The sequence below is a fragment of the Lyngbya sp. PCC 8106 genome (genome assembly GCF_000169095.1).
Classification (GTDB): domain Bacteria; phylum Cyanobacteriota; class Cyanobacteriia; order Cyanobacteriales; family Microcoleaceae; genus Capilliphycus.
The window spans coordinates 12,679-37,335 of record NZ_AAVU01000003.1 but is presented as its reverse complement, the minus strand read 5'-3'; the positions used below and the strand labels follow the sequence as shown (position 1 = coordinate 37,335).

24 protein-coding genes and 1 pseudogene are annotated in these 24,657 nt (G+C 42.5%); 14 read left to right on the top strand and 11 right to left on the bottom strand.

Translation table 11 applies throughout. The annotated features are described in order from the left end of the window. Positions 1–18: 18 nt before the first annotated feature. From proS to L8106_RS02530, 10 genes are all read left to right on the top strand, one after another. A complete protein-coding gene (proS, locus tag L8106_RS02575) occupies positions 19–1,833 on the top strand; it encodes a proline--tRNA ligase (protein ID WP_009782613.1) in 1,815 nt (604 codons plus the stop codon). A 385-nt stretch (positions 1,834–2,218) separates the two neighbouring features. Further along, positions 2,219–2,569 (top strand): ATP synthase subunit I, encoded by a 351-nt coding sequence (locus L8106_RS02570; RefSeq protein ID WP_009782612.1) that lies wholly within the window; start codon positions 2,219–2,221, stop codon positions 2,567–2,569. Between the two features lie 56 nt (positions 2,570–2,625). Further along, positions 2,626–3,381 carry a F0F1 ATP synthase subunit A gene (atpB, locus tag L8106_RS02565; protein WP_009782611.1) on the top strand — a complete coding sequence of 252 codons (756 nt, stop codon included), beginning with the start codon at positions 2,626–2,628 and terminating at the stop codon, positions 3,379–3,381. Positions 3,382–3,503: 122 nt separating this feature from the next. Then, the gene (atpE, locus tag L8106_RS02560; RefSeq protein ID WP_009782610.1) at positions 3,504–3,749 is read left to right on the top strand and encodes an ATP synthase F0 subunit C; all 246 of its coding nucleotides are present in this window, start codon (positions 3,504–3,506) and stop codon (positions 3,747–3,749) included. A gap of 106 nt (positions 3,750–3,855) precedes the next feature. Continuing rightward, on the top strand, positions 3,856–4,341 hold the full coding sequence (locus L8106_RS02555) for a F0F1 ATP synthase subunit B' (protein WP_039895361.1): 486 nt from the start codon (positions 3,856–3,858) through the stop codon (positions 4,339–4,341). Between the two features lie 53 nt (positions 4,342–4,394). Beyond that, a complete protein-coding gene (locus L8106_RS02550; protein WP_009782608.1) occupies positions 4,395–4,916 on the top strand; it encodes a F0F1 ATP synthase subunit B in 522 nt (173 codons plus the stop codon). Positions 4,917–4,924: 8 nt separating this feature from the next. After that, positions 4,925–5,470, top strand: a complete 546-nt coding sequence (gene atpH, locus L8106_RS02545) for an ATP synthase F1 subunit delta (protein WP_009782607.1) — start codon at positions 4,925–4,927, stop codon at positions 5,468–5,470. 298 nt (positions 5,471–5,768) lie between these two features. After that, positions 5,769–7,286: a F0F1 ATP synthase subunit alpha gene (gene atpA, locus L8106_RS02540; protein WP_009782606.1), complete on the top strand. Its 1,518-nt coding sequence runs from the start codon at positions 5,769–5,771 to the stop codon at positions 7,284–7,286. Positions 7,287–7,377: 91 nt separating this feature from the next. Further along, positions 7,378–8,328, top strand: coding sequence for a F0F1 ATP synthase subunit gamma (locus tag L8106_RS02535; RefSeq protein WP_009782605.1), 951 nt, complete (start codon positions 7,378–7,380; stop codon positions 8,326–8,328). A gap of 94 nt (positions 8,329–8,422) precedes the next feature. Beyond that, positions 8,423–9,619: a hypothetical protein gene (locus L8106_RS02530; RefSeq protein ID WP_039895407.1), complete on the top strand. Its 1,197-nt coding sequence runs from the start codon at positions 8,423–8,425 to the stop codon at positions 9,617–9,619. Between the two features lie 119 nt (positions 9,620–9,738). On the opposite strand, the gene L8106_RS02525 is transcribed toward L8106_RS02530, so the two are convergent. From L8106_RS02525 to L8106_RS02515, 3 genes are all read right to left on the bottom strand, one after another. Beyond that, positions 9,739–9,954 carry a hypothetical protein gene (locus tag L8106_RS02525; protein WP_009782603.1) on the bottom strand — a complete coding sequence of 72 codons (216 nt, stop codon included), beginning with the start codon at positions 9,952–9,954 and terminating at the stop codon, positions 9,739–9,741. Between the two features lie 249 nt (positions 9,955–10,203). Beyond that, on the bottom strand, positions 10,204–12,354 hold the full coding sequence (locus tag L8106_RS02520; RefSeq protein WP_009782602.1) for a Tex family protein: 2,151 nt from the start codon (positions 12,352–12,354) through the stop codon (positions 10,204–10,206). Positions 12,355–12,391: 37 nt separating this feature from the next. Then, positions 12,392–13,861 carry a phytoene desaturase gene (locus L8106_RS02515; protein WP_009782601.1) on the bottom strand — a complete coding sequence of 490 codons (1,470 nt, stop codon included), beginning with the start codon at positions 13,859–13,861 and terminating at the stop codon, positions 12,392–12,394. 108 nt (positions 13,862–13,969) lie between these two features. On the opposite strand from L8106_RS02515, the gene L8106_RS02510 reads away from it, so the two are divergent. From L8106_RS02510 to L8106_RS02500, 3 genes are all read left to right on the top strand, one after another. Continuing rightward, entirely contained in the window at positions 13,970–14,518 is a 549-nt protein-coding gene (locus L8106_RS02510) for a DUF3122 domain-containing protein (protein ID WP_009782600.1), read from the top strand. 4 nt (positions 14,519–14,522) lie between these two features. Then, entirely contained in the window at positions 14,523–14,867 is a 345-nt protein-coding gene (gene petJ, locus L8106_RS02505) for a cytochrome c6 PetJ (RefSeq protein WP_009782599.1), read from the top strand. Positions 14,868–14,990: 123 nt separating this feature from the next. Then, positions 14,991–15,227 (top strand): excalibur calcium-binding domain-containing protein, encoded by a 237-nt coding sequence (locus L8106_RS02500; RefSeq protein WP_009782598.1) that lies wholly within the window; start codon positions 14,991–14,993, stop codon positions 15,225–15,227. Positions 15,228–15,236: 9 nt separating this feature from the next. On the opposite strand, the gene L8106_RS02495 is transcribed toward L8106_RS02500, so the two are convergent. From L8106_RS02495 to L8106_RS02455, 8 genes and pseudogenes are all read right to left on the bottom strand, one after another. Beyond that, positions 15,237–15,932, bottom strand: coding sequence for a haloacid dehalogenase type II (locus tag L8106_RS02495; protein ID WP_009782597.1), 696 nt, complete (start codon positions 15,930–15,932; stop codon positions 15,237–15,239). 37 nt (positions 15,933–15,969) lie between these two features. Further along, positions 15,970–16,557 (bottom strand): annotated as a pseudogene (locus tag L8106_RS34705) (GDSL-type esterase/lipase family protein). A gap of 29 nt (positions 16,558–16,586) precedes the next feature. Further along, positions 16,587–17,891, bottom strand: coding sequence for a TldD/PmbA family protein (locus L8106_RS02485; RefSeq protein WP_009782594.1), 1,305 nt, complete (start codon positions 17,889–17,891; stop codon positions 16,587–16,589). Between the two features lie 389 nt (positions 17,892–18,280). Beyond that, positions 18,281–19,354: an endolytic transglycosylase MltG gene (mltG, locus tag L8106_RS02475; RefSeq protein WP_009782593.1), complete on the bottom strand. Its 1,074-nt coding sequence runs from the start codon at positions 19,352–19,354 to the stop codon at positions 18,281–18,283. A gap of 72 nt (positions 19,355–19,426) precedes the next feature. Continuing rightward, on the bottom strand, positions 19,427–20,008 hold the full coding sequence (locus L8106_RS02470; protein WP_009782592.1) for a DUF3727 domain-containing protein: 582 nt from the start codon (positions 20,006–20,008) through the stop codon (positions 19,427–19,429). A gap of 178 nt (positions 20,009–20,186) precedes the next feature. After that, positions 20,187–20,636 (bottom strand): Holliday junction resolvase RuvX, encoded by a 450-nt coding sequence (gene ruvX / locus L8106_RS02465; protein WP_009782591.1) that lies wholly within the window; start codon positions 20,634–20,636, stop codon positions 20,187–20,189. Further along, positions 20,636–21,904: a GNAT family N-acetyltransferase gene (locus tag L8106_RS02460; RefSeq protein WP_009782590.1), complete on the bottom strand. Its 1,269-nt coding sequence runs from the start codon at positions 21,902–21,904 to the stop codon at positions 20,636–20,638. Before L8106_RS02460 ends, ruvX begins: the two co-directional genes overlap by 1 nt. Positions 21,905–22,022: 118 nt before the next feature. After that, on the bottom strand, positions 22,023–23,198 hold the full coding sequence (locus L8106_RS02455; protein ID WP_039895402.1) for a F420-0--gamma-glutamyl ligase: 1,176 nt from the start codon (positions 23,196–23,198) through the stop codon (positions 22,023–22,025). Between the two features lie 363 nt (positions 23,199–23,561). Between L8106_RS02455 and cruF the strand changes: the two genes are divergently transcribed. Then, a complete protein-coding gene (cruF, locus tag L8106_RS02450) occupies positions 23,562–24,503 on the top strand; it encodes a gamma-carotene 1'-hydroxylase CruF (RefSeq protein WP_009782588.1) in 942 nt (313 codons plus the stop codon). Positions 24,504–24,657: the final 154 nt, after the last annotated feature.

Below are 24,657 nucleotides of genomic sequence, written 5' to 3'. Positions count from 1 at the left end.
TACAGGAACTCAGAAACGATGCGACTCTCTAAAATGTTATTTGTGACGTTACGCGAAGATCCAGCCGAAGCAGAAATACCCAGTCATAAACTGTTGGTTCGTGCAGGTTATATCCGTCGCATTGGGAGTGGAATTTATGCTTATCTTCCTTTGATGTGGCGGGTGTTGCAAAAAGTTTCGCAAATTGTTCGCGAAGAAATGAACGCCACCGGTGCCGAAGAATGTCTGCTTCCTCAAGTTCAACCTGCGGAATTATGGCAAGAGTCGGGTCGATGGGATACTTATACTAAAGCCGAAGGGATTATGTTTGCTTTACGCGATCGCCGTAACCGAGATTTAGCCTTAGGGCCAACTCACGAAGAAGTGATCACAACGATCGCTAAAGAAATGATCCGTTCCTATCAACAACTTCCCCTGCATTTATATCAAATTCAAACTAAATTCAGGGATGAAATTAGACCTCGTTTTGGCTTAATGCGGGGACGAGAATTTATTATGAAAGATGGCTATTCGTTCCATATTGATGAAGAGAGTTTGAAAGCAACTTACAAAGATATGGATCGGGCTTATCGTAATATATTAACTCGTTCAGGGTTAGCATTTCGGGCTGTAGAAGCAGATTCTGGGGCAATTGGTGGATCGGGTTCGCAAGAGTTTATGGTGTTAGCTGAAGCGGGAGAAGATGAAGTTCTCTACACCGAAGATGGCAAATATGCGGCGAATGTAGAAAAGGCTGTTTCTTTGCCTGCTGATGCCGAACCTTCGACTTTTAAAACCTATGAAAAACGAGAAACACCGAATACAGCAACAATCGAAACGGTGTGTAATTTCCTGAAATGTTCACCAACACAATTGGTCAAAAATGTTCTTTATCAGGCGGTTTTTGATAATGGGATGACGGTGTTAGTATTAGTCAATATTCGGGGTGATCAAGATGTGAATGAAGTCAAGTTGCAAAATGAGTTAACAAAGTTAGCGGGGGAATATCAGGCAAAAGCAATCATTTCGTTAACGGTTCCCGATGAAGAAGCACAACAAAAATGGGCGGCGAAACCGTTACCTTTGGGTTATATTGCGCCGGATTTATCGGATGATTATATAACGGGAAGTAAGCAGATTCATGCTAAGTTTTTGCGGATGGTTGATCAAACGGCTGTAGAGTTGCAGAATTTTGTTACAGGGGCGAATGAATCTGGGTTTCACGTGGTTGGGGCGAACTGGAAAAAAGAGTTTGAGTTGCCGAAAATTGTTGTTGATATCCGCACCGCAACAGCAGGAGATCGCGCCGTTCACGATCCTAATCAAATATTAGAAACTGCAAGAGGGATTGAAGTCGGTCATATCTTTCAACTCGGAACAAAATATTCTCAAATGATGGGGGCGACTTGTACCAATGAAAAAGGCGAAGAAATTCCGTTAGTGATGGGATGTTATGGGGTTGGGGTGTCGCGTTTGGCGCAGTCAGCCGTTGAACAATCCTATGATAAAGATGGGATTATTTGGCCGGTGGCGATCGCACCTTATCATGCTATTATTACGATTCCTAACATTAACGACACTCAGCAGCTAGAAACAGCAGAAAACCTGTATACTCAACTCAATCAAGTCGGAATTGAAACGTTACTTGATGATCGTAATGAACGAGCCGGAGTTAAGTTCAAAGATGCGGATTTGATCGGAATTCCTTATCGGATTGTTACCGGGCGATCGCTAAAATCTGGCAAAGTGGAAATTGTCGAACGGGCGACCCATACTTCTCAAGAAGTTGCAGTGGAAGATGTTGTTTCATATCTTCAGAAATCAATTGCCGCAGCAGTAGAGTACAAACAGTAGACCGTGAGCCGTGAACAGTTAAGCGAATGTGCTTTTAGATTTGAGATCGAGTCCATTGTGTAAAAGCCTTCTGTTCCTCACCCACCCCCAGGGCGAATCAAACAGCCCCGCGGATCAATTGGGCTTGACGCATCACGCGGGTGAAGATGCACTTAAAATGCCTGTTCCCTGATCCGTTATTTTTTATTCGTTCTTGCCTCTTGCCTATCTTGGCTTTTTTGTTCCCGATACATGGTATTATCGGTGTTGGCTTGCAGAGCGCAGCCAATAACCCAAGTTTGAGTTTGTGAGTTTTGTGATCTTGTCTGACTCCATAGTTGAAACCACACCCCCCGTAGAGAATAGTTCCGACTCAGGCGTGCTAGATCCTGAACCGGATGCCTCGATGCAGGAGTATTATCAGCTCCAGCAGGACTTGCTAATCGTGACGGTGATTTTGACAGGCGTTATTTTTGTAACGGTCTGCTGCTTTTATCCGCTCAAGATTGCTCTAAATTATTTATTAGGAGCGGTTGGAAGTGTGGTTTACTTAAGAATGTTAGCAAAAGACGTTGAGAAACTGGGTAGACAGCAACAACGTCTGAGCAAAGCTCGGTTAGCTATATTCATTGGACCCGTCGTTGTTGCAACTCAATGGAATAGTTTGTCGATCCTTCCCATATTTTTGGGATTTCTGACGTACAAAGCTGCGCTCATTCTGTATGTGCTGAAAACAGCACTGATGCCTGAGAGTTAGTCAGCTTCAGGCAAAGTCAGACTTGGGGCCTGTACAAGTATGGGGAAGCCTTTTGAATGCAAATGCTTGAATTTTTCAACGCTATTAACTGTTTTCCCCTCGCGAGTTTGGAAGTGGGTCAGCACTTCTACTGGGAACTGGGCAATTTCAAGGTTCACGGACAAATTTTCCTGACCTCTTGGTTTGTCATAGCGGTGCTAATGCTGGGAGCTATTTTAGCAACAACCAACATTCAGCGTATTCCCAGTGGAATGCAGAATTTCATGGAATTTGTCCTGGAATTTGTTCGCAACCTGGCTAAAGACCAAATCGGGGAAAAAGAATATCGCCCCTGGGTACCGTTTGTTGGTACATTATTTTTGTTCATCTTTGTGTCGAACTGGTCAGGGGCATTAGTTCCTTGGAAGCTGATTGAGCTACCCTCAGGAGAACTTACCGCTCCGACAAGCGACATCAATACAACGATAGCCTTGGCACTGTTGACATCCGGCGCGTATTTTTACGCAGGTATGAGTAAAAAAGGCGTTGTCGGCTACTTTGCTGATTATGCAAAGCCCGTCCCCTTTCTTGCCCCGTTCCGGGTGATCGAAGATTTCACCAAGCCTCTTTCTCTGAGCTTCCGTCTGTTCGGTAACGTATTGGCGGATGAATTAGTAGTAGCGGTATTGGTATTTCTGGTTCCTCTATTTGTTCCCCTGCCATTGATGGTACTGGGTTTATTCCTGGGTTCCATTCAGGCTCTCATTTTTGCCACTCTAGCAGCCAACTATATTGGAGAAGCTCTAGAAGGGCATGGTGAAGAACATCACTAAGCTCGAAAACTGAGTTGACCTCAAAATTCTCAGCCGGGATAAATACTGCTGAGAGTTAAAAACGAGGATGTAGATTTGTAGTCTTGAATTGTCAATTTCGTCGTTTAGATAAGGAAATCATTATGGATCCGTTAATTGCTGCTGCTTCCGTGATTGCTGCTGCTCTAGCTGTAGGTTTAGGTGCAATTGGGCCTGGTATTGGTCAAGGAAATGCAGCAGGTCAAGCTGTAGAAGGGATTGCTCGTCAACCCGAAGCTGAAGGTAAAATTCGCGGAACTTTGCTATTGAGCTTGGCATTTATGGAAGCTTTGACCATTTACGGTCTTGTCGTTTCTCTAGTGTTGCTTTTTGCTAACCCCTTCGCGTAAAAAGTTTGGAGTTTAGGTTTTAGATAGCCGGGATATTCCTCACCCGAAAAGTCTGAAATCTAAACTCTAAAACCAGACAGCATGGGAACCCTAGACACAATAACTAATGATGCACTGGACAATTCTATTCGCAGTTGAAGAAACTGCCAAAGAGGGAGGACTGTTTGATCTAAATGCGACCTTGCCTCTGATGGCTGTACAATTTTTGCTCCTTGCAGTCATTTTAAACGCGATTTTTTACAAGCCACTCGGAAAAGCAATTGATGAGCGTGCCGAGTATATTCGAGAAAATAGACTGCAAGCTCAAGAACGGTTAGACAAAGCGGAAAAGTTAGCTCAACAATACGAGCAAGAACTGGCAGAAACCCGCAAGCAATCTCAAAACGTGATTGTCACCGCTCAAGCTGATGCTCGCAAAATTGCATCAGAAAAAATGGCTGAAGCTCTACAAGAAGCCCAAAAGCTAAGAGAGAAAGCTGTTCAGGAAATAGAGACCGAAAAGCAGCAAGCTTTACAAACTTTAGAGCAACAGGTTGAACCACTCAGTCGGCAAATTCTAGAAAAGCTATTAGGGCCTGAATTGGTGAGATAATCCCCAATAATTTTAGGTCAAACTGTTAGCAGCGCAGTTAAGAGAAGAACATCATGGAGACGGTAGTATTACTAGCTACAGAGGCAGCCTCTGAAGGCGAGTTTGGATTCAACTTCGATATTTTAGACAGCAACCTGATTAACCTTGCCATTTTGATTGGAGTTCTAATCTACTTTGGACGAGGTTTTTTAGGCAAAATCCTGAGTGAAAGACGAGCCAATATCGAGCAGGCGATCACAGATGCAGAGCAGCGTCAAAAGCAAGCGGCAGAGACTCTCGCCAAGCAACAGCAAAAGTTGACTCAAGCTCAAGCTGAAGCCGAACGCATTCGAGCCGAAGCCCAAGAACGAGCCAAAGCACTCAAAGCTCAGATCGAAGCTCAGGCGATTCAAGATGTTGAACGCATGAAAGCGGCCGCAAGTCAAGAAATGGATGGAGAACGAGACCGGGCGATCGCGAGTTTACGCGCTCAAGCCGTAGCAATGGCTCTAGAGCGCTCAGAAGCCCGACTCAAAGAACAACTTGACCATTCTGCTCAAGAACAATTAATTGATCGCAGTTTGGCGTTATTGTGAGGTAATTAATGAGTGCAATTGTTGGAGAAATTGTAGAGCCTTACGCACAGGCTTTAATGTCAGTTGCCAAGTCGAATAACCTCACCAACGAAATCGGAGACAACATCCGCAGTTTGTTGGAATTGATGGAAAATTCAGAACAATTAAAAAAATTCTTGGCAAATCCTGTCATCCAACCGGATGACAAAAAAGCAGTAATTGGACAAATTTTCCGTGAGGAAATGAATCCTTATCTGCGAAACTTTTCTCTGTTACTGGTTGATCGAGGACGGATTTCCTTTCTCGAACCCATCGTTAAGCAGTATCTCGCTTTACTGCGTCAACTCAATAAAACGGTGTTGGCTGAAGTGACTTCAACAGTGGAGTTGAATGAGGGTCAAAGAAACCACCTTTCTGAGAAAGTGAAAGGCATGACCGGCGCAGATCATGTCGAAATAACAACCCAAATCGACCCTGCATTGATCGGGGGTGTGATTATCAAAGTTGGATCTCAGGTGATTGATGCCAGTCTACGTGGGCAATTGCGTCGGATCGGTATTCGCCTGAACGCTTAAAACATCAGTCAGGTGAGTTGTGATCTCAGCCTCGCTGGAGACAGACTCAACTCCAAACAGTCAGAACACGGTAATTCTAACCGACAACGCAGAAGGTTGATATTTTTGAATGTCCGTGCTTCTACCCATCAACAACATATATCTTACAGATCGGTTGATTTGAGGAGTAAACCGTTAATGTGACAAATCAGATTGATCAATTTAAGGATCGATTCAATTTTGTCAAAAATTAACTCTAGATCCCCTGAACTCACCCCTCTGTTTACCCAATGAGTGATCACTTAAAATAACGAGAACTATGGTATCAATCAGACCCGACGAAATTAGCAGCATCATTGAACAGCAGATCAAACAGTACGACCAAGATGTAAAAGTCTCCAACGTTGGTACGGTTCTGCAAGTGGGTGATGGTATTGCTCGTATCTACGGCTTAGATAAAGCCATGTCTTCAGAACTGCTAGAGTTCGAAGATGGTACAATCGGCATCGCCCTCAACCTCGAAGAAGACAACGTGGGTGCAGTATTGATGGGAGATGGCCATAAAATCGAGGAAGGCTCCTCCGTAACCGGAACCGGAAGAATTGCTGAGATTCCGGTTGGTGATGCCATGCTTGGCCGGATTGTGGATGCGTTAGGTCGTCCCATTGATGGTAAAGGTGAAATCCAATCCTCAGAAGATCGTCTGCTGGAATCTCCCGCTCCCGGAATTATTGACCGTCGCTCCGTGTGCGAACCGATGCAAACCGGAATTACCGCGATTGATGCGATGATTCCGATTGGTAGAGGTCAGCGAGAACTGATTATTGGTGACAGACAAACGGGTAAAACCGCGATCGCGATTGATACGATCATCAATCAAAAGAGCGAAGATGTGATTTGCGTCTACGTTGCTATCGGTCAAAAAGCTTCTACAGTGGCTCAAGTTGCGGGAACCCTGGCAGAGAAGGGCGCGATGGACTACACCGTAATCGTGGCAGCTAGCGCCAGTGAACCGGCTACATTACAATACTTAGCCCCCTACGCCGGAGCTTGCATCGCCGAATACTTCATGTACAAGGGTAAGCACACTCTCGTCATCTACGATGACTTGTCCAAGCAAGCCCAAGCCTATCGTCAAATGTCGCTGTTGCTGCGTCGTCCTCCTGGTCGGGAAGCTTATCCCGGAGACGTATTCTATCTCCACTCTCGTCTGCTCGAACGGGCGGCGAAGTTGAATGATGAACTGGGTGGCGGTAGTATGACAGCCCTACCGATTATTGAAACCCAAGCTAGTGACGTTTCGGCTTACATCCCCACAAACGTTATTTCGATTACGGATGGTCAGATCTTCCTGTCGGCTGACTTGTTCAACTCCGGTTTGCGTCCGGCGGTAAACGCGGGGATTTCTGTATCCCGTGTGGGTTCTGCGGCTCAAACTAAAGCCATTAAAAAGGTTGCAGGTAAGATTAAGCTAGAGTTGGCTCAATATTCTGAGTTGGCTGCCTTTTCTCAGTTTGCTTCTGACTTGGATGAAGCAACCCGTAAACAGTTGTCTCGGGGTGAACGCCTACGCGAACTCCTCAAACAACCCCAAAACTCGCCTCTGCAATTATTTGAACAGGTGGCGATTATTTACACGGGAATTAACGGTTATCTCGATGAAGTTCCAGTGGAAAAAGTCGTTGCTTTTGCTGCGGGATTGCGGGATTACCTGAAAAACAGCAAGCCCAAGTATGGCGAAATCATCCAAAGCGAAAAAGTCCTAACTGAAGAAGCAGAAAATCTCCTCAAAGAAGGAATTAGCGAATTTAAGCAAACCTTCCTCGTTTCTGCCTAGTCAGGTTTTGTGGCCAGTGAGAAATCGGGCGTTTAGCTTTGATCAAATTTCACTGGTCACTGTTAACAAATAACTGATAACTGACCCCACTATGTCAAACTTAAAAGCGATTCGCGATCGCATTGCTTCAGTCAAAAATACAAAAAAAATTACCGAGGCGATGCGTTTAGTTGCCTCTGCTAAAGTTCGTCGCGCTCAAGAACAAGTCTTAGCAACCCGTCCTTTTGCCGATAAATTAGCCGGGATTCTTTATGCCCTACAATCCCGTCTAAAATTTGAAAATATTGATTCTCCCCTACTCGAACAACGGGAAGTCAAAAAAGTCGGATTACTGGTGATTTCTGGTAATCGCGGTTTGTGCGGTACTTACAACAGTAATATTATCAAACGGGCGGAAAGTCGCGCTCAAGAATTGACCGCAGAAGGGGTTGATTATACTTATATCCTAGTGGGACGGAAAGCGATTCAGTATTTTCAACGCCGGAATGTCCCGATTCAAAGAACGGCTGAAAACCCAGAAAAAACCCCTGCTGGCGATAAAGTTGCAGATGCGGCTGAAGAAGTTCTCTCCTTATTTTTATCGGGAGAAGTGGATCGGGTAGAATTGATTTACACGAAGTTTGTGTCGTTGATTAGTTCTAAACCTGTAGTTCAAACCCTTCTTCCCCTCAATTTTCAAGGCTTGGAAGTTCAAGATGATGAAGTCTTCCGACTGACAACAAACGGGGGGCAACTCGATGTTACTCGTGAAAAAGTAGCAGTTACCCCAACAATCATCCCTCGTGATATGATTTTTGAACAAGATCCAGTGCAGATTCTGGATGCTTTGTTACCGCTTTATTTGACCAACCAACTGTTACGGGCGTGGCAAGAATCAACAGCGAGTGAGTTAGCCGCCCGGATGACGGCGATGAGTAATGCTAGTGAGAATGCCGGAGAGTTGATGAAAAGCTTGACGTTATCCTACAACAAAGCTCGACAAGCCGCTATTACTCAAGAAATTTTGGAAGTTGTCGGGGGTGCAGAAGCACTTCAGGGTTAAGCAACATTGCCCACAATTGGCGATACACCATCAGGGTTGTGAACTTCACAGCCCTTTTTTTATTCAAAAATTTGCTCAACGGTTAATTTTAATTATGTTAATATTTTTTATTCATGGCGTAGCTGAACGAAATTCTCAATATGCAAACTCATTGCAAGACTTATTACAACGAGAGTTTCGTCAACGTCAAGAAAAAGTTCCTCTATTTCACTCTAGTTTTTGGGGAAATGTTTATCGAGAACTAGAGATCATCTGGAATAAAATTGATAATGCAGAAAATCCCCTCAAACATCAAGACTTTAGAAAAGGATATTTTTCTCAGTTTGTGGGTGATGCTTTTACCTATTTAAGTTCAGAACGAGGGGCAAAAATCCGAAAAATTATCGCAGATCAACTGATTGATTTTATTCATAAAAATCCTCAAGAAACCGAGTTACACATCATTACTCACTCTTTGGGAACAGTCATTTTATGGGATATCCTATTTTCAGATAAATTTCAAACTGATGATCCGGCTTTTGAAATCCGAGAAATTTTGAGACAAAATTCAGCACCTCATCAAAAAGTAAATCTCAAAAGCATCATAACAATGGGTTCTCCCATTTCTCTATTTAATATTATGTTAGAGGTTAAACCGCAGCAGGTGAACCGGTTAGCCCAACAATATTCTAGTCAAAAACTCCGGTGGTTAAATATTATTCATGCGTCTGATATTATTGCTTATCCTATTCATCCAGTTTTAGATGCTGACAGTTTATCAAGTCTGTCTCTCACCGAAGAATATCTTCAAGAAGACGCTAACCCGTTTGAAGCCACAATTCGTCAGTTTTCGGAATTTATCAACAATAAACCCACTAATAATCAAAATAATATACTTAACTACGCACAAGTAGCAGCAGGATCAATTAATGCCCATACTTACTACTGGAATAGTGATAAAGTTACAGGTTTAATTGTTAATCATATTCTAGAAAACTCTAAAAATATATCTTTTAGTCAAACTAATTTTAGACAACAAGCCATTCAGCGATTAAAACGGGTTCCAGGTTTTACAGAAGATAAAATGAAACTTAGTGATCAATTCAGCCTTGACCAAGAGATTGTTACCATTTACCTTAAAGATCAAACAGGATATCTCAAATTTACTAAAAATAAATTGGGTATTCACCATGTTTATATTTTTGATCATCAGGATATTTCTTGTTTCGCTGGATATGTAGGGCTAATTCATGTCAGAGGTTTGAAACAAGAAGTTGAGTTAATTCAAAGAGAATTATGTGTTTATATCTGACTAAAAACTGCTATAATATTATTGAATTATTGATTTTAAAGATTTTAAATTTAAAGAGATGCACCCTCAGTCACTGTTCGAGAAGATAAACAGAAAGCTAGAGGGGAAGAATCTTTGAATCAAAACTCATTATTTCCTAGACAAATCTGGGCTTGATAATCTGTTGAATAGGAAGAAGAAAAGTCACATTTGTCTAAGATGCTAACTTCAGACTCAAGCTTGATTTCACTTCTATACAATAGCTGAGAAACCGGATCAGAAGATTCTTGAAAACTAACGATGATAATCACGAGTGTAATCGCCGCTGCCGTTAACACTCTTTGCAAAAAGTTCATTTTAAACTCCCTTGAGTTAAACAATTAGCCTTATTTCCAAGCTAATCAATTGCGTGCAAAATTTCAAGAGAATTATGTAAAGTCTTGATATAATAGCTGTAAAGCTTTGATGAAATGATGAATATTTAGGTGAATTTACAGACGTTGGATTAAATTATGATACATCATCTCTAGCTGATCAGGTGTATCAGATTACGGATTTATTTTTCAACAAATAAACTCACAAACCGGATACACCCTACGATTTTCTTACAATTTCATCGATAAACCAATCCGCTTTAATTTCTCTTTCACCTCTAATACTCGCACTTTTACAACTTGTCCAACTTTCACAAACTGATTGGGATCATCAACAAATTGATCGGCTAACTGGGAAATATGAACTAACCCATCCTGATGAACTCCAATATCAACAAACGCCCCAAAATTAACCACATTCGTAACAATTCCTTCTAACTCCATCCCTTCTTTGAGATCAGAAATCTCCTTAATTCCCTCTTTAAAGGTTGCGTATTTAAACTCCGCCCTGGGGTCACGCCCCGGTTTTTCTAACTCCCGAATAATATCTTTTAAGGTTGGAATTCCGACGGTTTCTGTGACATATTTTTTCAAGTCAATTGATTTTAACTTTTCTGCAACTTGAGCAATATTCTTCAGAGAAACACCCACATCTGAAGCCATCGTTTCTACAACTTTATAACTTTCGGGGTGAACTGCGGTATTATCTAAAGGATTTGCACCCTCTCGAATGCGTAAAAAACCCGCCGCTTGTTGATAGGCTTTTGGCCCCAGTTTTGCAACTTTTAGCAATTCTTTTCTGTTTTTAAATACCCCTTTTTCGTTACGATAGATGATAATATTTTGAGCAATTGTTGGGGTAATTCCAGATACAAACGTTAACAGTTCTTTGGATGCACTATTGAGTTCAACGCCGACATAGTTCACACAACTTTCGACAGTTTCATCAAGTTTTTTCTTGAGTAACTTTTGGTCAACATCATGCTGATACTGTCCGACTCCTATTGATTTCGGGTCAATTTTGACTAATTCCGCTAAGGGATCTTGTAGACGTCGCCCAATACTAATCGCCCCTCGCACAGTTAAATCTAACTCAGGAAATTCTTGTCGCGCCACGTCACTCGCGGAATAAATCGAAGCGCCCGATTCATTCACCATCACTTTAATTGGTTTAGTATCAATTTGTGTTAAAACTTCCCCAATAAATTCATCAGTTTCTCGCCCGGCGGTACCATTTCCAATCGCAATTAATTCGATTTTATACTTTTTAATTAACGTTTTAATCGTCTTAGCGGCGTCTTGACGTTGGTTCGCAGATTGATAGGGAAAAATAGTTTGATATTCACAAAATTGACCCGTTTCTGAGAGAACTGACACTTTACATCCTGTTCTAAATCCAGGATCAATCGCCAGGGTTGGTTTCATTCCCGCAGGAGAAGATAACAGCAACTCTCGTAAATTGGCTTCAAAGGTTTGAATCGATTCAATATCGGCGTAAGCTTTACGATTAGATCGAACTTCACTGATTAAAGAGGTTTTCATCAAACGATTAAATCCATCTTTAATCATGGCTTGATAAAATTTTCTCACTTCTGAAGTTTTAGTTTTAATTTCTTGGGCTTCTAAGTAAGTGAGAACAAAATCTTCATCAAATTCTAAATCAACTTTGAGAATTCCTTCTGATTCTCCCCGAAATAGGGCTAATATATTATGAGATTTAATCTCTGTTACTTTTTCCCGAAAAGTTCGATACATCTCATATTTAGTTGAACCTTCGGGATAGTCATCTTTCACCGACGAAACAAACACCCCTTTGTTCATAAAATATTCTCGTAAATTAGCCCGATATTCAGCTTTTTCTGAAACCATTTCAGCTAAAATATCAGACGCACCCTGTAACGCATCTTCTACCGTTTTAACGCCTTTTTCTTCAGAAATATAATCTGATGCGGCTTTTTCGAGGGGAATAATAGGCGCTTTAGGAAGGTTGAGAGAGGCGATGAATTCTGCGAGAGGTTCTAATCCTTTTTCCTTAGCAGTTGTGGCGCGGGTACGGCGTTTGGGTTTGTAGGGAAGATAAAGATCTTCGAGTTCGTTTTTGAGTAAAGTTGTTGTGATTTTGGCTTCAAGTTCATCCGTGAGTTTCCCTTGATTTTCTATGGCTTCTAAGATGAATTTTTTGCGATCTTCAAGTTCGGTTAAATAGCTAAACCGTTCAGAAATATCCCGCAGTTGAGTTTCATCGAGAGAACCTGTTTTTTCTTTCCGATAACGGGCAATAAAGGGAATGGTTGCCCCTTCTGAAAACAGTTCTAGTGTGTTTTCAACTTGATAGGTTTTTAGGGAGAGTTCTTGAGTGAGAGTTTGAGGAATATTGAGCATCATTTTAACAATCTATTAACTTTTTAAGATGATATTGTTATGCTTTTCCAATCATATCAGCAACAATTTTAGCTGAACTGATCACTCCAGGTATGCCTGCACCGGGATGGGTTCCAGCACCGACAAAATAGAGATTTTTGAGATCTTCACTCTGGTTGTGAGGACGAAACCAAGCGGACTGCATGAGTGTGGGTTCAATGGAAAATGCACTCCCTTTATAACTGTTTAGCGTATCTTGAAAATGAATCGGATCAATGTAATATTCTGTAACAATATGCTGGGATAAGTCGGGTAGATAATGGTGTTCTAGAAATTGAATAATTTTATCTCGGTAAGATTTTGCTGTGGTTTTCCATTCTATTTTAGCATCTAAATTCGGAACTGGAGACAACACATACCAACTGTCACATCCAGAGGGGGCAAGCGTTGGATCAGTTGCCGTTGGACGATGCAAATACAAGGAAAAATCATCAGCTAAATGCTTCTTGTCAAACAAATCATTCATTAATCCTTTGTATCTTGGCCCCATAATAATTTCATGATGTGCCATCTGTTCATAGCGTCGATTCGTGCCGAAATATAACACAAATAACGAAATAGAATAGCGCATTCGTTTGATTTTAGCATCGGTATATTTACGACGAAAACGAGGTTGAATTAAGTTTAAGTATGTCCACGCTACATCACCATTACTGACGATTGTATCAGCCTCGAATAGATCCCCCGCTTTTAATAAAACTCCTGTTGCTTTACGGGTTTGATCCGAGATCAAAATTTCAGAAACCTCTGAATTAAGTAATAGTTTACCGCCAATTTCTTTAAAGATCTGTATCAATCCTGAGACTAACGCCCCCGTTCCTCCCATTGCAAACCAAATCCCAAATTTTTGTTCTAATTTGTGAATCATCGCGTAAATTGAGGTACTTTGAAAAGGGTTTCCGCCAATTAAAAGCGGATGAAAACTAAACACTTGTCGTAAGCGTTCATCTTTGATATACTGGTTAACAAATCCCGCAACAGATTTATAGGATTGTAACTCAATCATATCCGGTGCAACCCTGAGCATATCTCCAAACTTTGTAAAGGGTTGAGTCATCAACGGTAGACCTTTTTTGAAGACTTGGTTAGCCGCTTGACAAAATCGCTGATATCCGGCAACATCTTCAGGGTTAAAGGTGCGAATTTGTTGGATTAAATCATCAGAATTATCGTTATAGTTAAAGACAGAACCATCGGGAAATCGCACATTATAAAAAGGATTGAGTTTAACCAGTGTTACATAGTCTTCGGTTTGTTTTCCTGCTAGTTGAAATAACTCGTGAATGAGATAGGGAGAAGTAATAATTGTTGGCCCACCATCAAAGGTAAAACCATCCTGTTGATAAACATAAGCCCGTCCACCAGGTTGATCACGCTTCTCTAAAATAGTTACTTGATGTCCTTGGGCTTGTAACCGAATTGCTGTCGCTATTCCACCCAAACCACTACCAATTACAATAATTTTCATTCGAGATTAAACAAATTAGAGACTCTAAATTTTCAGTATCTAAACAATCTGTGCGAAAAGAATAAACACCTTGTATTATTAATTTAAACCCTTAAACAAAAATCTGCAATGAAAAGTTGGAATCAATGGCGTCTATTCTTTGCTGTGATCTTGTTTTTGTCGCTGCAACTGCTGACCTTTTCTCCCGCCTGGGCTTCTATTCATCGCTATCCTGAGAGTGAAAATCAGGTGATGTATCGTTCTAAACAAAGCTTACGCGATCGCCATGATTTATCTTGGCAAGTGATATTATTTAAACGGATAAAATTTGGTCAAGTTAATGAAATTCATTTGCGACTGGTGGGGTTTCCCGGTTTAACAGAGTTTGCACATCGACAACCCTTAAAACTCACAACAGCAACCGGAAAAACTTGGCAAGCTGAAGATGTAGTTGATTTATCTTTGCCTAGAAATGTGGGAGAATATGATGTATCCGATCTTTTGCTTCAGATCGAAAATGACATTCCCTTAGAGTTAGCCTTGCCTTTAGCCGAAGATCAAATTGTTGAATTACCCGTTCCGCCTTATATTGTCAGAGAATGGCGAAAACTGTTAGACTTAAATGAGTTATCCTATAAACTTTCAGGTAATTTATCGTTTAAAACTCTTGATTTATAGTCCTATGAAAATCCACAAAATCTCAACCTCTTTTATCCTAATTTTTACTTTAGGCTTGCTGACTTTTCTTTCTCCAGTTCAAGCGGCTAACTCCCAAAATGGTGCTAAGGTTTTTAACCAGCAATGTGCGGGTTGTCATGCCGGAGGGGGTAATATTGTCAGATGGGGAAAAACGCTCAAGAAAAACGCATTAAATCGCAATGGATATGATACGATTGAGGCGATTTCTTACTTAGTTACTCAGGGTAAAGGGAATATGCCCGCTTATAAAGAACGTTTAACTCCCAAAGAAATTCAAGATGTTTCTGAGTATGTAATGAAACAAGCCGAAAAAAATTGGAAGTCTTAATCTTAAATTCTGTTTGTTTAGATATTTTAGTTAAAAAATCGAACAATTTTCAGATAGAATAGGAGAGAAAAAAAGAGGTGATTATTCCCGAGTAAAATCTCCCAAAGTTGAGTTCAAACAGAGATGATTAAACTGCTAATTTTGATAGCTTTCCTGATCTTTTTCTCTCCTGCGATGGCACAACACCAAGCCTGTGATCCCTCCTATCCGACAGGAGAAAAGGGTGGAAAAATATGTATTCCTCCCAGCCCTCCTGACTTAGATTGTAAAGATATTCCCTACCGTCGGTTTAAAGTTTTATCTCCAGACCCTCATCGATTTGATCGCGATAAAGATGGCATTGGTTGCGAACAAAACTAATAGAAAAAATTAGGAGTTGATTAAAGAAACCAACGTTTTCAAGTCAGGAACTTCTAAGTCAGGTTCGGCGGCGGTGGGTTGAGTAGCGCCCGTTCCTTCTTTTCCTTGTTGTCGGTTCACCCAAACTGTAGTTAAACCAAACTGTTTTGCTGGGGCAATATCGTGATATAAACTCTGAGCAACGTGTAACACTTTATCTGGGGAAAGTCCAATTTTTTCTAGGGCAAATTCAAAGTTTCTCTGGGCAGGTTTATAGGATTTGACTTGTTGAGCAGTGATAACGTCATCAAATTCTACCTGTAACTGTTGAGCCGTTTGAGCAAATAAATCATCATCAATATTAGAAATAATCACCAAACGATACTTTTGCTTTAACGCTTGTAATGCTTCTACGGTATCAGAAAAAGTTTTCCAAGTTTCAATCGACTTCCATAAACTCTCTAATTCAGAAATTGTGGGTTCAAACTCCAACCGTTCCCCAATTTTTTGGACAACTTCTCGCAAAACATCTTTATAATTTTGATATTTTCCACTTTGAGCAATTGGCTCATATTCAGAAAAAAACTTTAATAATTGTTGTTCATCGCAGTCTATCTGATGATCAGAAACAATTTTTTCTAAAATGGAAGTAATTCCATGTTCCCAATCAATTAAAGTTCCGTAACAGTCAAAACTCAAGGCTTCAAATTGATTAAAATCTAACATCTCTAATTTCCTTAACGCTAATTATTTAAAAATCATTTTAGTTAAACCACGCTTGCCAAGCCGACCAACTTTTAACTAAATCAGCGAATTTAGCATAGCCCTTTTCACGGGGATGTGCGCCATCATAGTTTTCAACTTCACTCCTCCAAACTTTAGAATACTTTAAGGGCGTAAAAACATCAAGATAGGGAATATTAACTTGCTCACAAATCAACTGCATTTTTTTAGATAATTCACCAATTCTCTGATTTTGTTCAACATCCGCAATCGGTGGAGGCCCAATCATTAAAACCGGAAAATGAGATGAAGCTGTTGTTAAAATTTGACGGGTATTGTTGAGAGAATCTGATCAACAAACGCGAGTTTTTCCCTGTTCAATCGTCGTATCATTAACTCCAAAAGAAAACACCACTCGGCTGTCATATTCAGAAGTTAAACGACAAGACACTTCCCCAGACCAACGTTTGAGAATATCTGCACTCGTTTCTCGTCGGATGCCTAAGTTATAGACAGTAATTTCATCCTTGTATTGATGAGCCTCAACACAAACTCGACCCGTCCATCCTAAACCACTCGGATCACCCACACCATTAACAAAAGAATCACCCACAAAACAAATTCGCATCTGTTAATATCTGTTAATATCTGTGAGAATTAGAATAAACTTCTTCCCGTGACAGATAAGCCTTCAACAATTAGAGACGGTGTACAAAAAGAACCATTCCAGTCTGCATCCCCTCCGACTTGAACAACCCGTTTTAGAGCCGTATAAACATTTCCAGAAACCATAGTATTCTTAACTCTGCCTACAATTTCACCCCGTTCAATTCGATAGCCCAAATCCACATTAATCGAAAATTCCCCACTAATTCCTGCACCCCCTCCCAACATTTGATCAATAATTAATCCCTGATCTAGATTTTGAATTAAATCTTGCAACGTTCCCTTTCCGGGTTGAATCAACAAATTAAATAAACCCGGTGTTGGGTAACTATTTAAACCCGCTTTAAACCCATTTCCAGTCGTACCACTTCCCAAAACCCGACCCGTCGTTAAATCCGTATAAAAAAGTTGCAAAATTCCATCTTCAATAAAAACAATCGGGCGAGTTTGTACTCCCTCATCATCAAACGGACAACTAAACGGCCCTTCATCAGGCGCCTGATAAACCGTCAAAAGCGAGGAAATCACAGGCGTCCTTAAGCGATCACTCCAAGGAGAAGCGCCCTCTAAAACCTGTTTCCCATTCAACGCCGCAGCCACCGTTCCCCACAGCATATCCGCCGCTTTCCCTGTGAACAAAATCGGCACCCGACCCACAGGCGGCGCAATATTTTCTTTGGCCCAATTCAAGCGTTTTAAAATACGTTCAGCGATCAACGCAGGATCAAGCACACCTCTCTGAGTTTGACCGTCTGAGATACTCAAGAAATCATCTCCGCGTATCCATTCAGTTTCGAGATAACCACTCAGCGTCGTATCCGTATACCCCGAATCCAAGCCCCGAGAATTCACCAAACGAGTCGATTCAATTTCACAGTCCCACTCAGCGCTACAGAGAATGTCAGGATAGTCTTGTCGAACTAGAGCGATCGCCTCTCGCCCCCATTCAATCAGCTGTTCCACCCCAACCGTCTCGCCTAAATTGGGATAATGTTTGTTCATCGAAGTTGCCGTCAGTTCAATGGTTTCAGGTTCATTGAGACGACTCAGAGCGATCGCTCGTTCAACCAACTTTTCCGGCTCTACAGGGCCATGAGCCACAGCCAAACCCGGACGCCCATCTCGCCAAAGTCGTAAGGCTGTCCCCCCAGTTTGAATACTTTCGAGTTGTTTGAGTCGGTTGGCTTCAAAAAAAATCGGTTGTGATTGAGATTGCGACTGAAAAACCGAAGCCGCCTCGGCACCGGCTAATGAAGCCAACTCCAGAAGCTGTTCGGCAGATTGGTCATGGGTCATAAACGATCGGTCATCGCACAGTGTTCATCGTTCCATCCTACCTTGTGGTGAGTCACTTATATCAAAGGGTTTCCTGAGTGCCTTTAGGGTTCTACGATTAAACCCCGAAGATACAAAGGAAATATTACTGAGTGCTTTCAAGATCGAGAGACACTCAGAAGTAAACTACCCAACGCCAACGTGTAAACACTTATGACGTGGGCTTTATCCCTAACCCAATCCCATCGGGGAACAACAAAAGCTGTCCCTCTAACTGACAGGAATAGGTCGAGATTTCCGGCGGATTTACGGCAGCCCCATCTTGCTATCACAGGACAAGCCCTCAGTTCTTCTTGGTCAAAAGGCAAAAGACAAGATCTCCCTAACTCCCCCTCTCCTGAACAACTGAACTACTGAGTCGAGAGTTGACGTTCAACTTCAGCGATCGCAGCTTGATGTTCAGCTTCAGTGCGGCTAAAAATATGCGTTCCATCGTAGCGAGCCATAAAATAGAGATATTCTGTCGGTTCCGGATTGAGAGTCGCCTCTAAACTCGCAACACCTGGACTCGCAATCGCTGTCGGAGGTAAACCCGTATTCATATAAGTATTGTAGGGAGAAGGGGTTTCCACTTGCCTAAAAGTCAGAGGTTGATCAACCGTTTGGCGAATTCCCAAAGCATACTCAACCGTCGGATCAGCCGCTAACCGCATCCCTTGTTTCAGACGATTATGAAACACCCCCGAAATAATCCCTCGTTCACTGGCAATAACAGCTTCTTTTTCAATAATACTCGCCAGTGCCACCCACTCATTGAGTGAAAGATTGGTTGAATTGCGATTTTCTTGATAGACAGGCAAAGCCACCTGTTGAAAACGGTCTAGCATTTGACGGATAATCACCTCCGGGGTAATCCGTTCAGCAACCACTTGATAAGTATCGGGATACAAGAAACCTTCGAGAAGGGGTAAATCTTCAGGAAGCCAGGGATAATCAGCATAAGGAATCTGTGACGCCGCATCCATAAAAGCCTGTGCAGAAAAATAACCTTGCTCCTCAAAATATTCTGCCATTTGTTTAATAGACCATCCTTCTGGAATCGTGAAGCTTAACTGCATCACCTCACCCTTCCAGATCTTGTCTGCGACGGTACTCAGAGATTGAGTCGGAGAGAATTGGTAAGTCCCGGCTTTAAACTCACCTTCAGGATCAGCAAAAACCAACCAACGCGACCATAACCGCCAAGCATTTGAGGAACGAATTAAACCCGCCGCTTCCAAGTCCCGTCCAATCTGCTGACTGGAAGTTCCCGATGGAATTGTCATTTGAACCGCTGTCTCGTCCTCTGTAGATTCACCCAGGCTATCACTATCGATGGGTGCTGAACTCACCCAACTCCACCATGACCAACCCTGCCAACCTACAAAAATCCATGTTGCTGGTAGGATCACCAGGTAGAATGCAATTTTTGAAATCCGTCCCATAGGTCTTTTGATCCGTCGTCAGTTGTCTGTGGTTTTTTGTTTTGACTCTCCTGAGTTTAATCGAGCCTGAGTTTAATCGAGATCGTCAAATAGTTGATCTTCGATTAAAGGTAACAGTGGCTCAATTCTCTGGAGTTCTTCGCTTGAAAGTAATTGAGGTTCACCCCGTTCATTTTGACGAGCCAAGATAAAAAAGGGTTCAACGGGCATATAAATTCCATATTCTTGTTCTTCACAATAGAAGCTGGCTAACTCGATCATTTCCTCATAGTCGCCCTCTCCTGAGTCTTCGTCATTGTCTTCGAGATCATCTGGATCGACCTCTGGCAATTCCCCACCAACCGTGAAGGTAACAGCAGTGCGTTTAAGTGTTAGATTTTGCTCTTCTAAAACAACTTTGGCCAGGGGTAAAATTTGATCAAGTTCGGCTTCAGATTCAACCGGGATCGGGGTTTCATCGTCTTCGTCATCACTCGGCCAACGTAAAATTTCGACAGGAGCATCTACCGGAACGAGCAGCAGATAGTCCTGACCTTCAAGCGGTAAAATGGACTGAATCAAACAGTTGAGTGATCGCCCTTGCTCATCAGTGAGTGTGACGATATCTTCTTGAGAGCGTCCATTCTCTTGGGGGGATTGAGATGAAAACATCATGTAAGCTTATCTAAAAGAGTACCCCAGGTCTGGGCAAATCAGTGTTTTGCAGGAGTCGAATATCGATCCTGCACGATCAGAATATCATGCTTGAGGTGGCGTGGCATCAAACAAAAGCTCAATCAGAGAGTTATCCGCGTTCAGAGGCATTTTTCGCAACTGACGGTTGTTTGCTCCATTAAAGTTGCTGTCCCCGTCGTTGATCTAACCATTGCTGTAAGATTATAGCTGCTGCTTTGCGATCGATTAACCCTTTGTTGCGTGAGGGAGAAATATGAGCATCTCGGAGCATCTGTTCAGCTTGAAACGAAGTGAGGCGTTCATCGACATATTCTAGGGGTAAGTCTAGAGCCTTCGCCAGTCCTGTCGCGTATTTTTGGACTTTTTTGGCTTGAAACCCGATAGTTCCATTCATCGAATAGGGTAAACCCACGACAAGAACCTGTACTCGTCTATCTTCTACCAGCTCTCGCAGTTGAGCAACATCCCGTTCAAAAGCACTGCGTTTTAAAGTCATTAAACCCGTCGCAAACAAACCCAGACCGTCGCAGCCAGCAACCCCAATCCGTTTCTGACCAATATCGAGTCCCAGGGCGGAAACAAATTGGGGTGAGGAGTTTTCACTCATTATCCTTCATGCTGATTTTCTGACGGTCGATCAGTCGGTTTATTTTGACTCTCCAACTCAGGTTGCTCAGACATCGCGTTTGATTGTCCGCTGAGAGTGTCTGAAACCTGAGAATTTCGCTTAGAGCGAGGATGATTATTCATTGGCCCTAACCAGGATATACGACTTGGTATCGGTTTACGAGCTGGTTGCAAACTTTGCAGAACATCTGACAATTGCAACCCTTCTAATGACAGCTTCGACTCCCGAACTTTATGCCAAACTGAACGAGACATCAACAAGCTGTGTTCAATGCGAGTCGCTCCCATTTTCTCAAAATAGGCTTCTCGTTCGGGTAAATAGTCCGCTGAACTGACTCGCAGAGATTGGGTCGGAAAATCTTGCGTCAGATGAGCAATTTGAGCCAAGAGTTCGGGATACAGCCAAGTATAAGACGGATTGACGGTTAACTCAGCAAAATGGGGTTGACGACCATCTCGCGACAGTTGCACTTGGAAATAACCAATTGCCGCTTTACGTTGCGGCTCGAAGACATAAGCACTAATGTGTTCGGTATGGTTGAACCATTGCTTAAATCCATCTATCACCGCTTTAATCACGCTGGATTTAAAATCGCTAATATGGCGATCAAAAACCTGTCGAACAAACGGGTGCATGGATGCCGTATCGAGTTGATACAGTAGTTGAGCATCGGCATTACTCACCGGGAGTAGGTTGGGAAGATCAGGTTGAGCAACCGCCAATTGTTGTAGGAGTTCGGGTTCGACTGACCAATAGGTAATTTGAGCCAGACGTTGGAATCCGTTTTGACGATAGAGGGCAATATTCGCCTTATCATTAATGTCAACTTCAACGAGCCAATTGCGGGCTTCCCAAATACTTTCAAAGCAATGGCGGAGTAGTTGCGATCCCACACTTTTGAGATCTCCTTCTGGAGAGACGGCAACTTGATTGACTCGCCAGGTACTCCGGGTAAGATTAAATGGTGAGACTTTAATCATTCCGCGAACTTGATCGTCTTGTTCAGCGACGAGAATATTAAATAGATGTTGACAAGGATTAGGAAACCAGCTTAAAAATTTCAGGAATCCGTACCAACGACGTAGCTTTTGAAGATCTTGAGCCACATGACTAAAACCCTCAGTTTCTTGATCGCTGACCGTATCCGATAAGGTCTGCTGACACAACCGCTCGATTTGATCCAGGTCACGATATTGAAAGGGACGGATATTCACTTGGTTTTGGTTTTGGGATAGGAATAAAGTCATAGGTTTGATTTTGTCTTGCTATTCATCATCCAACAGCGGACTGACGCTTGATTACGCTAAATCTTTCCACAATTGGATTTAACTGCCCCAACAATTCCTTGAGAATTGAGTGACAACATTATTGATCGCCGGGGGAGAGAGGACGGATGAGAACTAATGGCGTTCGCTCATCAGCATTTCCGGCGGGATTACTTCTTAAGGCTTGTTCTAGAATTTTCGTGGAAAGATCGGCGGTATGCGCTAATATTTTAACGGCTTTGAGATCGTTGACATCTACAATTGCTGCTGCCAGATTGGTTTCTTGTTGAATGCGATCAACGACTTGTTGAGGATTTTCTGGCCCTAAGACAATAAATTGGTCATAGGGGGGTAAAGTTCCCGTGACATCATCGATTAAACGGGCTTGTTCCCCTGCGAGGGTATAGAACAGTCCCGGTTGACCCAGTATTTTAGCGATCGCTCCCCCGACAAAGGCTAATAAAACGCGCGTTGGCCCGACTAAATCGACTAAGGTTTGCATCCCACAGGCGGTTGCTAAACTCGAAGTGGGCAGAAAGAACTGACAAACCCGCTTGGCAACCCATCCGGGTTGAATTTCGCTCGGATGACGGAATCGGCCTTGAATTAGAGCTAAGGGTGTTTCTCCCATTGTAATCACATCTCCGGGTTGAGCATGAGGGAGAATGTATCGTTTCACGATCTCTACGGGATCATCGAGGTGAGTCAGGAGATGCGTGCGAATCGGATAGACGGTTGCTAATTCTGTGTGGCGGGGAGTTGAGGGAATTTGAGGATCAGGATATTGTAAGGGGATGACCACGTGGCGAGTTTTCGGAATCCGTCCATCTGGGCCATAGGTGATGTAGTGAATTTTGACCCAAGCGGACTGGAGGCTGTCGAGATTTTCGCCTTTGATTTCGATTGAAACTTTGATTTGAGTGGGTTTGCGTTTGACAATGTAGGCAAACCAATAGTTATCGACTCTTGCAGGTGCATCCGGGTGCATCGGAATAATCCGAGGGGTTAACTCAATCTGGTCTAAACTCGCTTCACTCAGGAGTTGTACTTCGGCTTTGATTTCAGGTACCATGATTTCAAATCCCTGAGTGCGGTTGCGGAACTCCATTTGACCAATGAGCAGGTAATGATTCGGTTGAGAGATGGCGAGATCCCACTGACCGGATGTGAGTTCTAGGTCATTTCCAGGCATTCGACGATATCGCAGCTCTATTGCTAATCCCCCGATGGCGACAATTGCCAGTAACGTTACAATGACTATCAGTAAACTTGCCATGACTCCTCCTGCCCAATTTAACTCCACTTATTTTAGTGGATTCGTTAACCTGCCTCTCAAATCCAGATACTTATCACAAGTTAGTCACTTTGTCTAGATCATTGATCGGCATTAAATAACTTTTCTTTAATTAAATCTATAAAATCATTATTAAATTTTATCTAACTGCTAGCTTACTCCCAAAAAAATGGGCAGAAGAAAAGGATGAAAATCAAGTCAAATCAAGCAAAAAGCTTCAGTTGGCATCTAATTCTGCTCCCCACAGAGAGCAAACAGGCGATTGTCGGATTAATTTAATTTTGTTAAAGATTTGTAAACTATTAAAGAACGACATTGAAATTTTACAGTCTTTTGAGGAGTTCCATGAAGCAACTTGTAATTGCTGAACGTTTTTTTCTGACTATCCACGTGATCTCAACTCTATTTGGCTTGGCAGGACTATTAATCATTTTGCCCAATCCCCAAATCATTGCGAACTTACCCTCTTTCGGACAGGCGGCTTTTGGGTGGAGTATGGCAGGAGGTGGAGTCGCCTACATCGTCTTTGGTGCAATTGCTGTTACTCTTTACGCTTACCGTACTCTCGGATGGTGGGCGACAGCAACATTTATGCTCCCGGCTGTATTCTTATCCTTGGGCAGTGAATTACTCGGCACCAGCACCGGATTTCCCTTTGGTCACTATCAATATCTCAGTGGTTTAGGTTACAAGATTGGCGGCTTAGTTCCGTTTACCATTCCCCTGTCCTGGTTTTACATGGGACTAACTTGTTATCTCTTAGCCCGTGCAGGTTTAAAAGTGATTGTTGGTTCAAGTTGGTTCCGTCACTGGGCGGCTTTAGCAATGGCGGCTATCTTATTAACAGCTTGGGATTTAGTTCTTGATCCAGCAATGAGTCAAGCTCCTGTAAAATTTTGGGAGTTCCAAGAAGTCGGTGAATTCTTTGGGATGCCTTATCGTAACCTCTTGGGATGGATGGGAACGGCTGCGCTATTTATGAGTGTTGGTGCTTTCTTGTGGAGACGGATACCTGTGGTATTATCTCGTCATCAATTGACTTTACCCGTGATTGTCTATTTGACGAACTTCATTTTCGGAGCAACAATTACAGTTGTTTCCCTCGATGCACGGTTCTTGTTCCCGGTTAGTCTGAGTGTAGCGTTGGGTGTGATCCCCGTCTTGATCTTTTGGTGGACCGCTAAACCCACATTAGCAACGGTTGAAGATTTGCAAAGCACTCCAGCTTCTGTAGATTTGCCTCGCTCAGAAGTTCCTCATACTCCGGCTGAGATTTTAGCAAAATAGACCTTTATACCCGCTAGAGTTGATTCTATTTAGGGGACATGGAACGAATCAATCGTCCCTATATCGATAGCGAAGCGGGACACAAAGCGAGTTCTTTTTCAGGCCTCGTTTTTCCCTTCGCCAAGCGTGTCGTTAGACGTAAGCCTGTCCCCTT

Coding starts and splice junctions, on each gene's coding strand:
- L8106_RS02455 (WP_039895402.1), bottom strand. CDS start 23,198: ATGGCAAGTTTACTGATAGTCATTGTAACGTTACTGGCAATTGTCGCC.
- atpA (WP_009782606.1), top strand. CDS start 5,769: ATGGTATCAATCAGACCCGACGAAATTAGCAGCATCATTGAACAGCAG.
- mltG (WP_009782593.1), bottom strand. CDS start 19,354: ATGGGACGGATTTCAAAAATTGCATTCTACCTGGTGATCCTACCAGCA.
- L8106_RS02500 (WP_009782598.1), top strand. CDS start 14,991: ATGATTAAACTGCTAATTTTGATAGCTTTCCTGATCTTTTTCTCTCCT.
- cruF (WP_009782588.1), top strand. CDS start 23,562: ATGAAGCAACTTGTAATTGCTGAACGTTTTTTTCTGACTATCCACGTG.
- L8106_RS02570 (WP_009782612.1), top strand. CDS start 2,219: ATGCAGGAGTATTATCAGCTCCAGCAGGACTTGCTAATCGTGACGGTG.
- atpH (WP_009782607.1), top strand. CDS start 4,925: ATGAGTGCAATTGTTGGAGAAATTGTAGAGCCTTACGCACAGGCTTTA.
- L8106_RS02495 (WP_009782597.1), bottom strand. CDS start 15,932: ATGTTAGATTTTAATCAATTTGAAGCCTTGAGTTTTGACTGTTACGGA.
- ruvX (WP_009782591.1), bottom strand. CDS start 20,636: ATGAGTGAAAACTCCTCACCCCAATTTGTTTCCGCCCTGGGACTCGAT.
- atpE (WP_009782610.1), top strand. CDS start 3,504: ATGGATCCGTTAATTGCTGCTGCTTCCGTGATTGCTGCTGCTCTAGCT.
- L8106_RS02470 (WP_009782592.1), bottom strand. CDS start 20,008: ATGATGTTTTCATCTCAATCCCCCCAAGAGAATGGACGCTCTCAAGAA.
- L8106_RS02555 (WP_039895361.1), top strand. CDS start 3,856: ATGATGCACTGGACAATTCTATTCGCAGTTGAAGAAACTGCCAAAGAG.
- petJ (WP_009782599.1), top strand. CDS start 14,523: ATGAAAATCCACAAAATCTCAACCTCTTTTATCCTAATTTTTACTTTA.
- L8106_RS02515 (WP_009782601.1), bottom strand. CDS start 13,861: ATGAAAATTATTGTAATTGGTAGTGGTTTGGGTGGAATAGCGACAGCA.
- L8106_RS02460 (WP_009782590.1), bottom strand. CDS start 21,904: ATGACTTTATTCCTATCCCAAAACCAAAACCAAGTGAATATCCGTCCC.
- L8106_RS02520 (WP_009782602.1), bottom strand. CDS start 12,354: ATGCTCAATATTCCTCAAACTCTCACTCAAGAACTCTCCCTAAAAACC.
- L8106_RS02525 (WP_009782603.1), bottom strand. CDS start 9,954: ATGAACTTTTTGCAAAGAGTGTTAACGGCAGCGGCGATTACACTCGTG.
- L8106_RS02550 (WP_009782608.1), top strand. CDS start 4,395: ATGGAGACGGTAGTATTACTAGCTACAGAGGCAGCCTCTGAAGGCGAG.
- proS (WP_009782613.1), top strand. CDS start 19: ATGCGACTCTCTAAAATGTTATTTGTGACGTTACGCGAAGATCCAGCC.
- atpB (WP_009782611.1), top strand. CDS start 2,626: ATGCAAATGCTTGAATTTTTCAACGCTATTAACTGTTTTCCCCTCGCG.
- L8106_RS02535 (WP_009782605.1), top strand. CDS start 7,378: ATGTCAAACTTAAAAGCGATTCGCGATCGCATTGCTTCAGTCAAAAAT.
- L8106_RS02510 (WP_009782600.1), top strand. CDS start 13,970: ATGAAAAGTTGGAATCAATGGCGTCTATTCTTTGCTGTGATCTTGTTT.
- L8106_RS02530 (WP_039895407.1), top strand. CDS start 8,423: ATGTTAATATTTTTTATTCATGGCGTAGCTGAACGAAATTCTCAATAT.
- L8106_RS02485 (WP_009782594.1), bottom strand. CDS start 17,891: ATGACCCATGACCAATCTGCCGAACAGCTTCTGGAGTTGGCTTCATTA.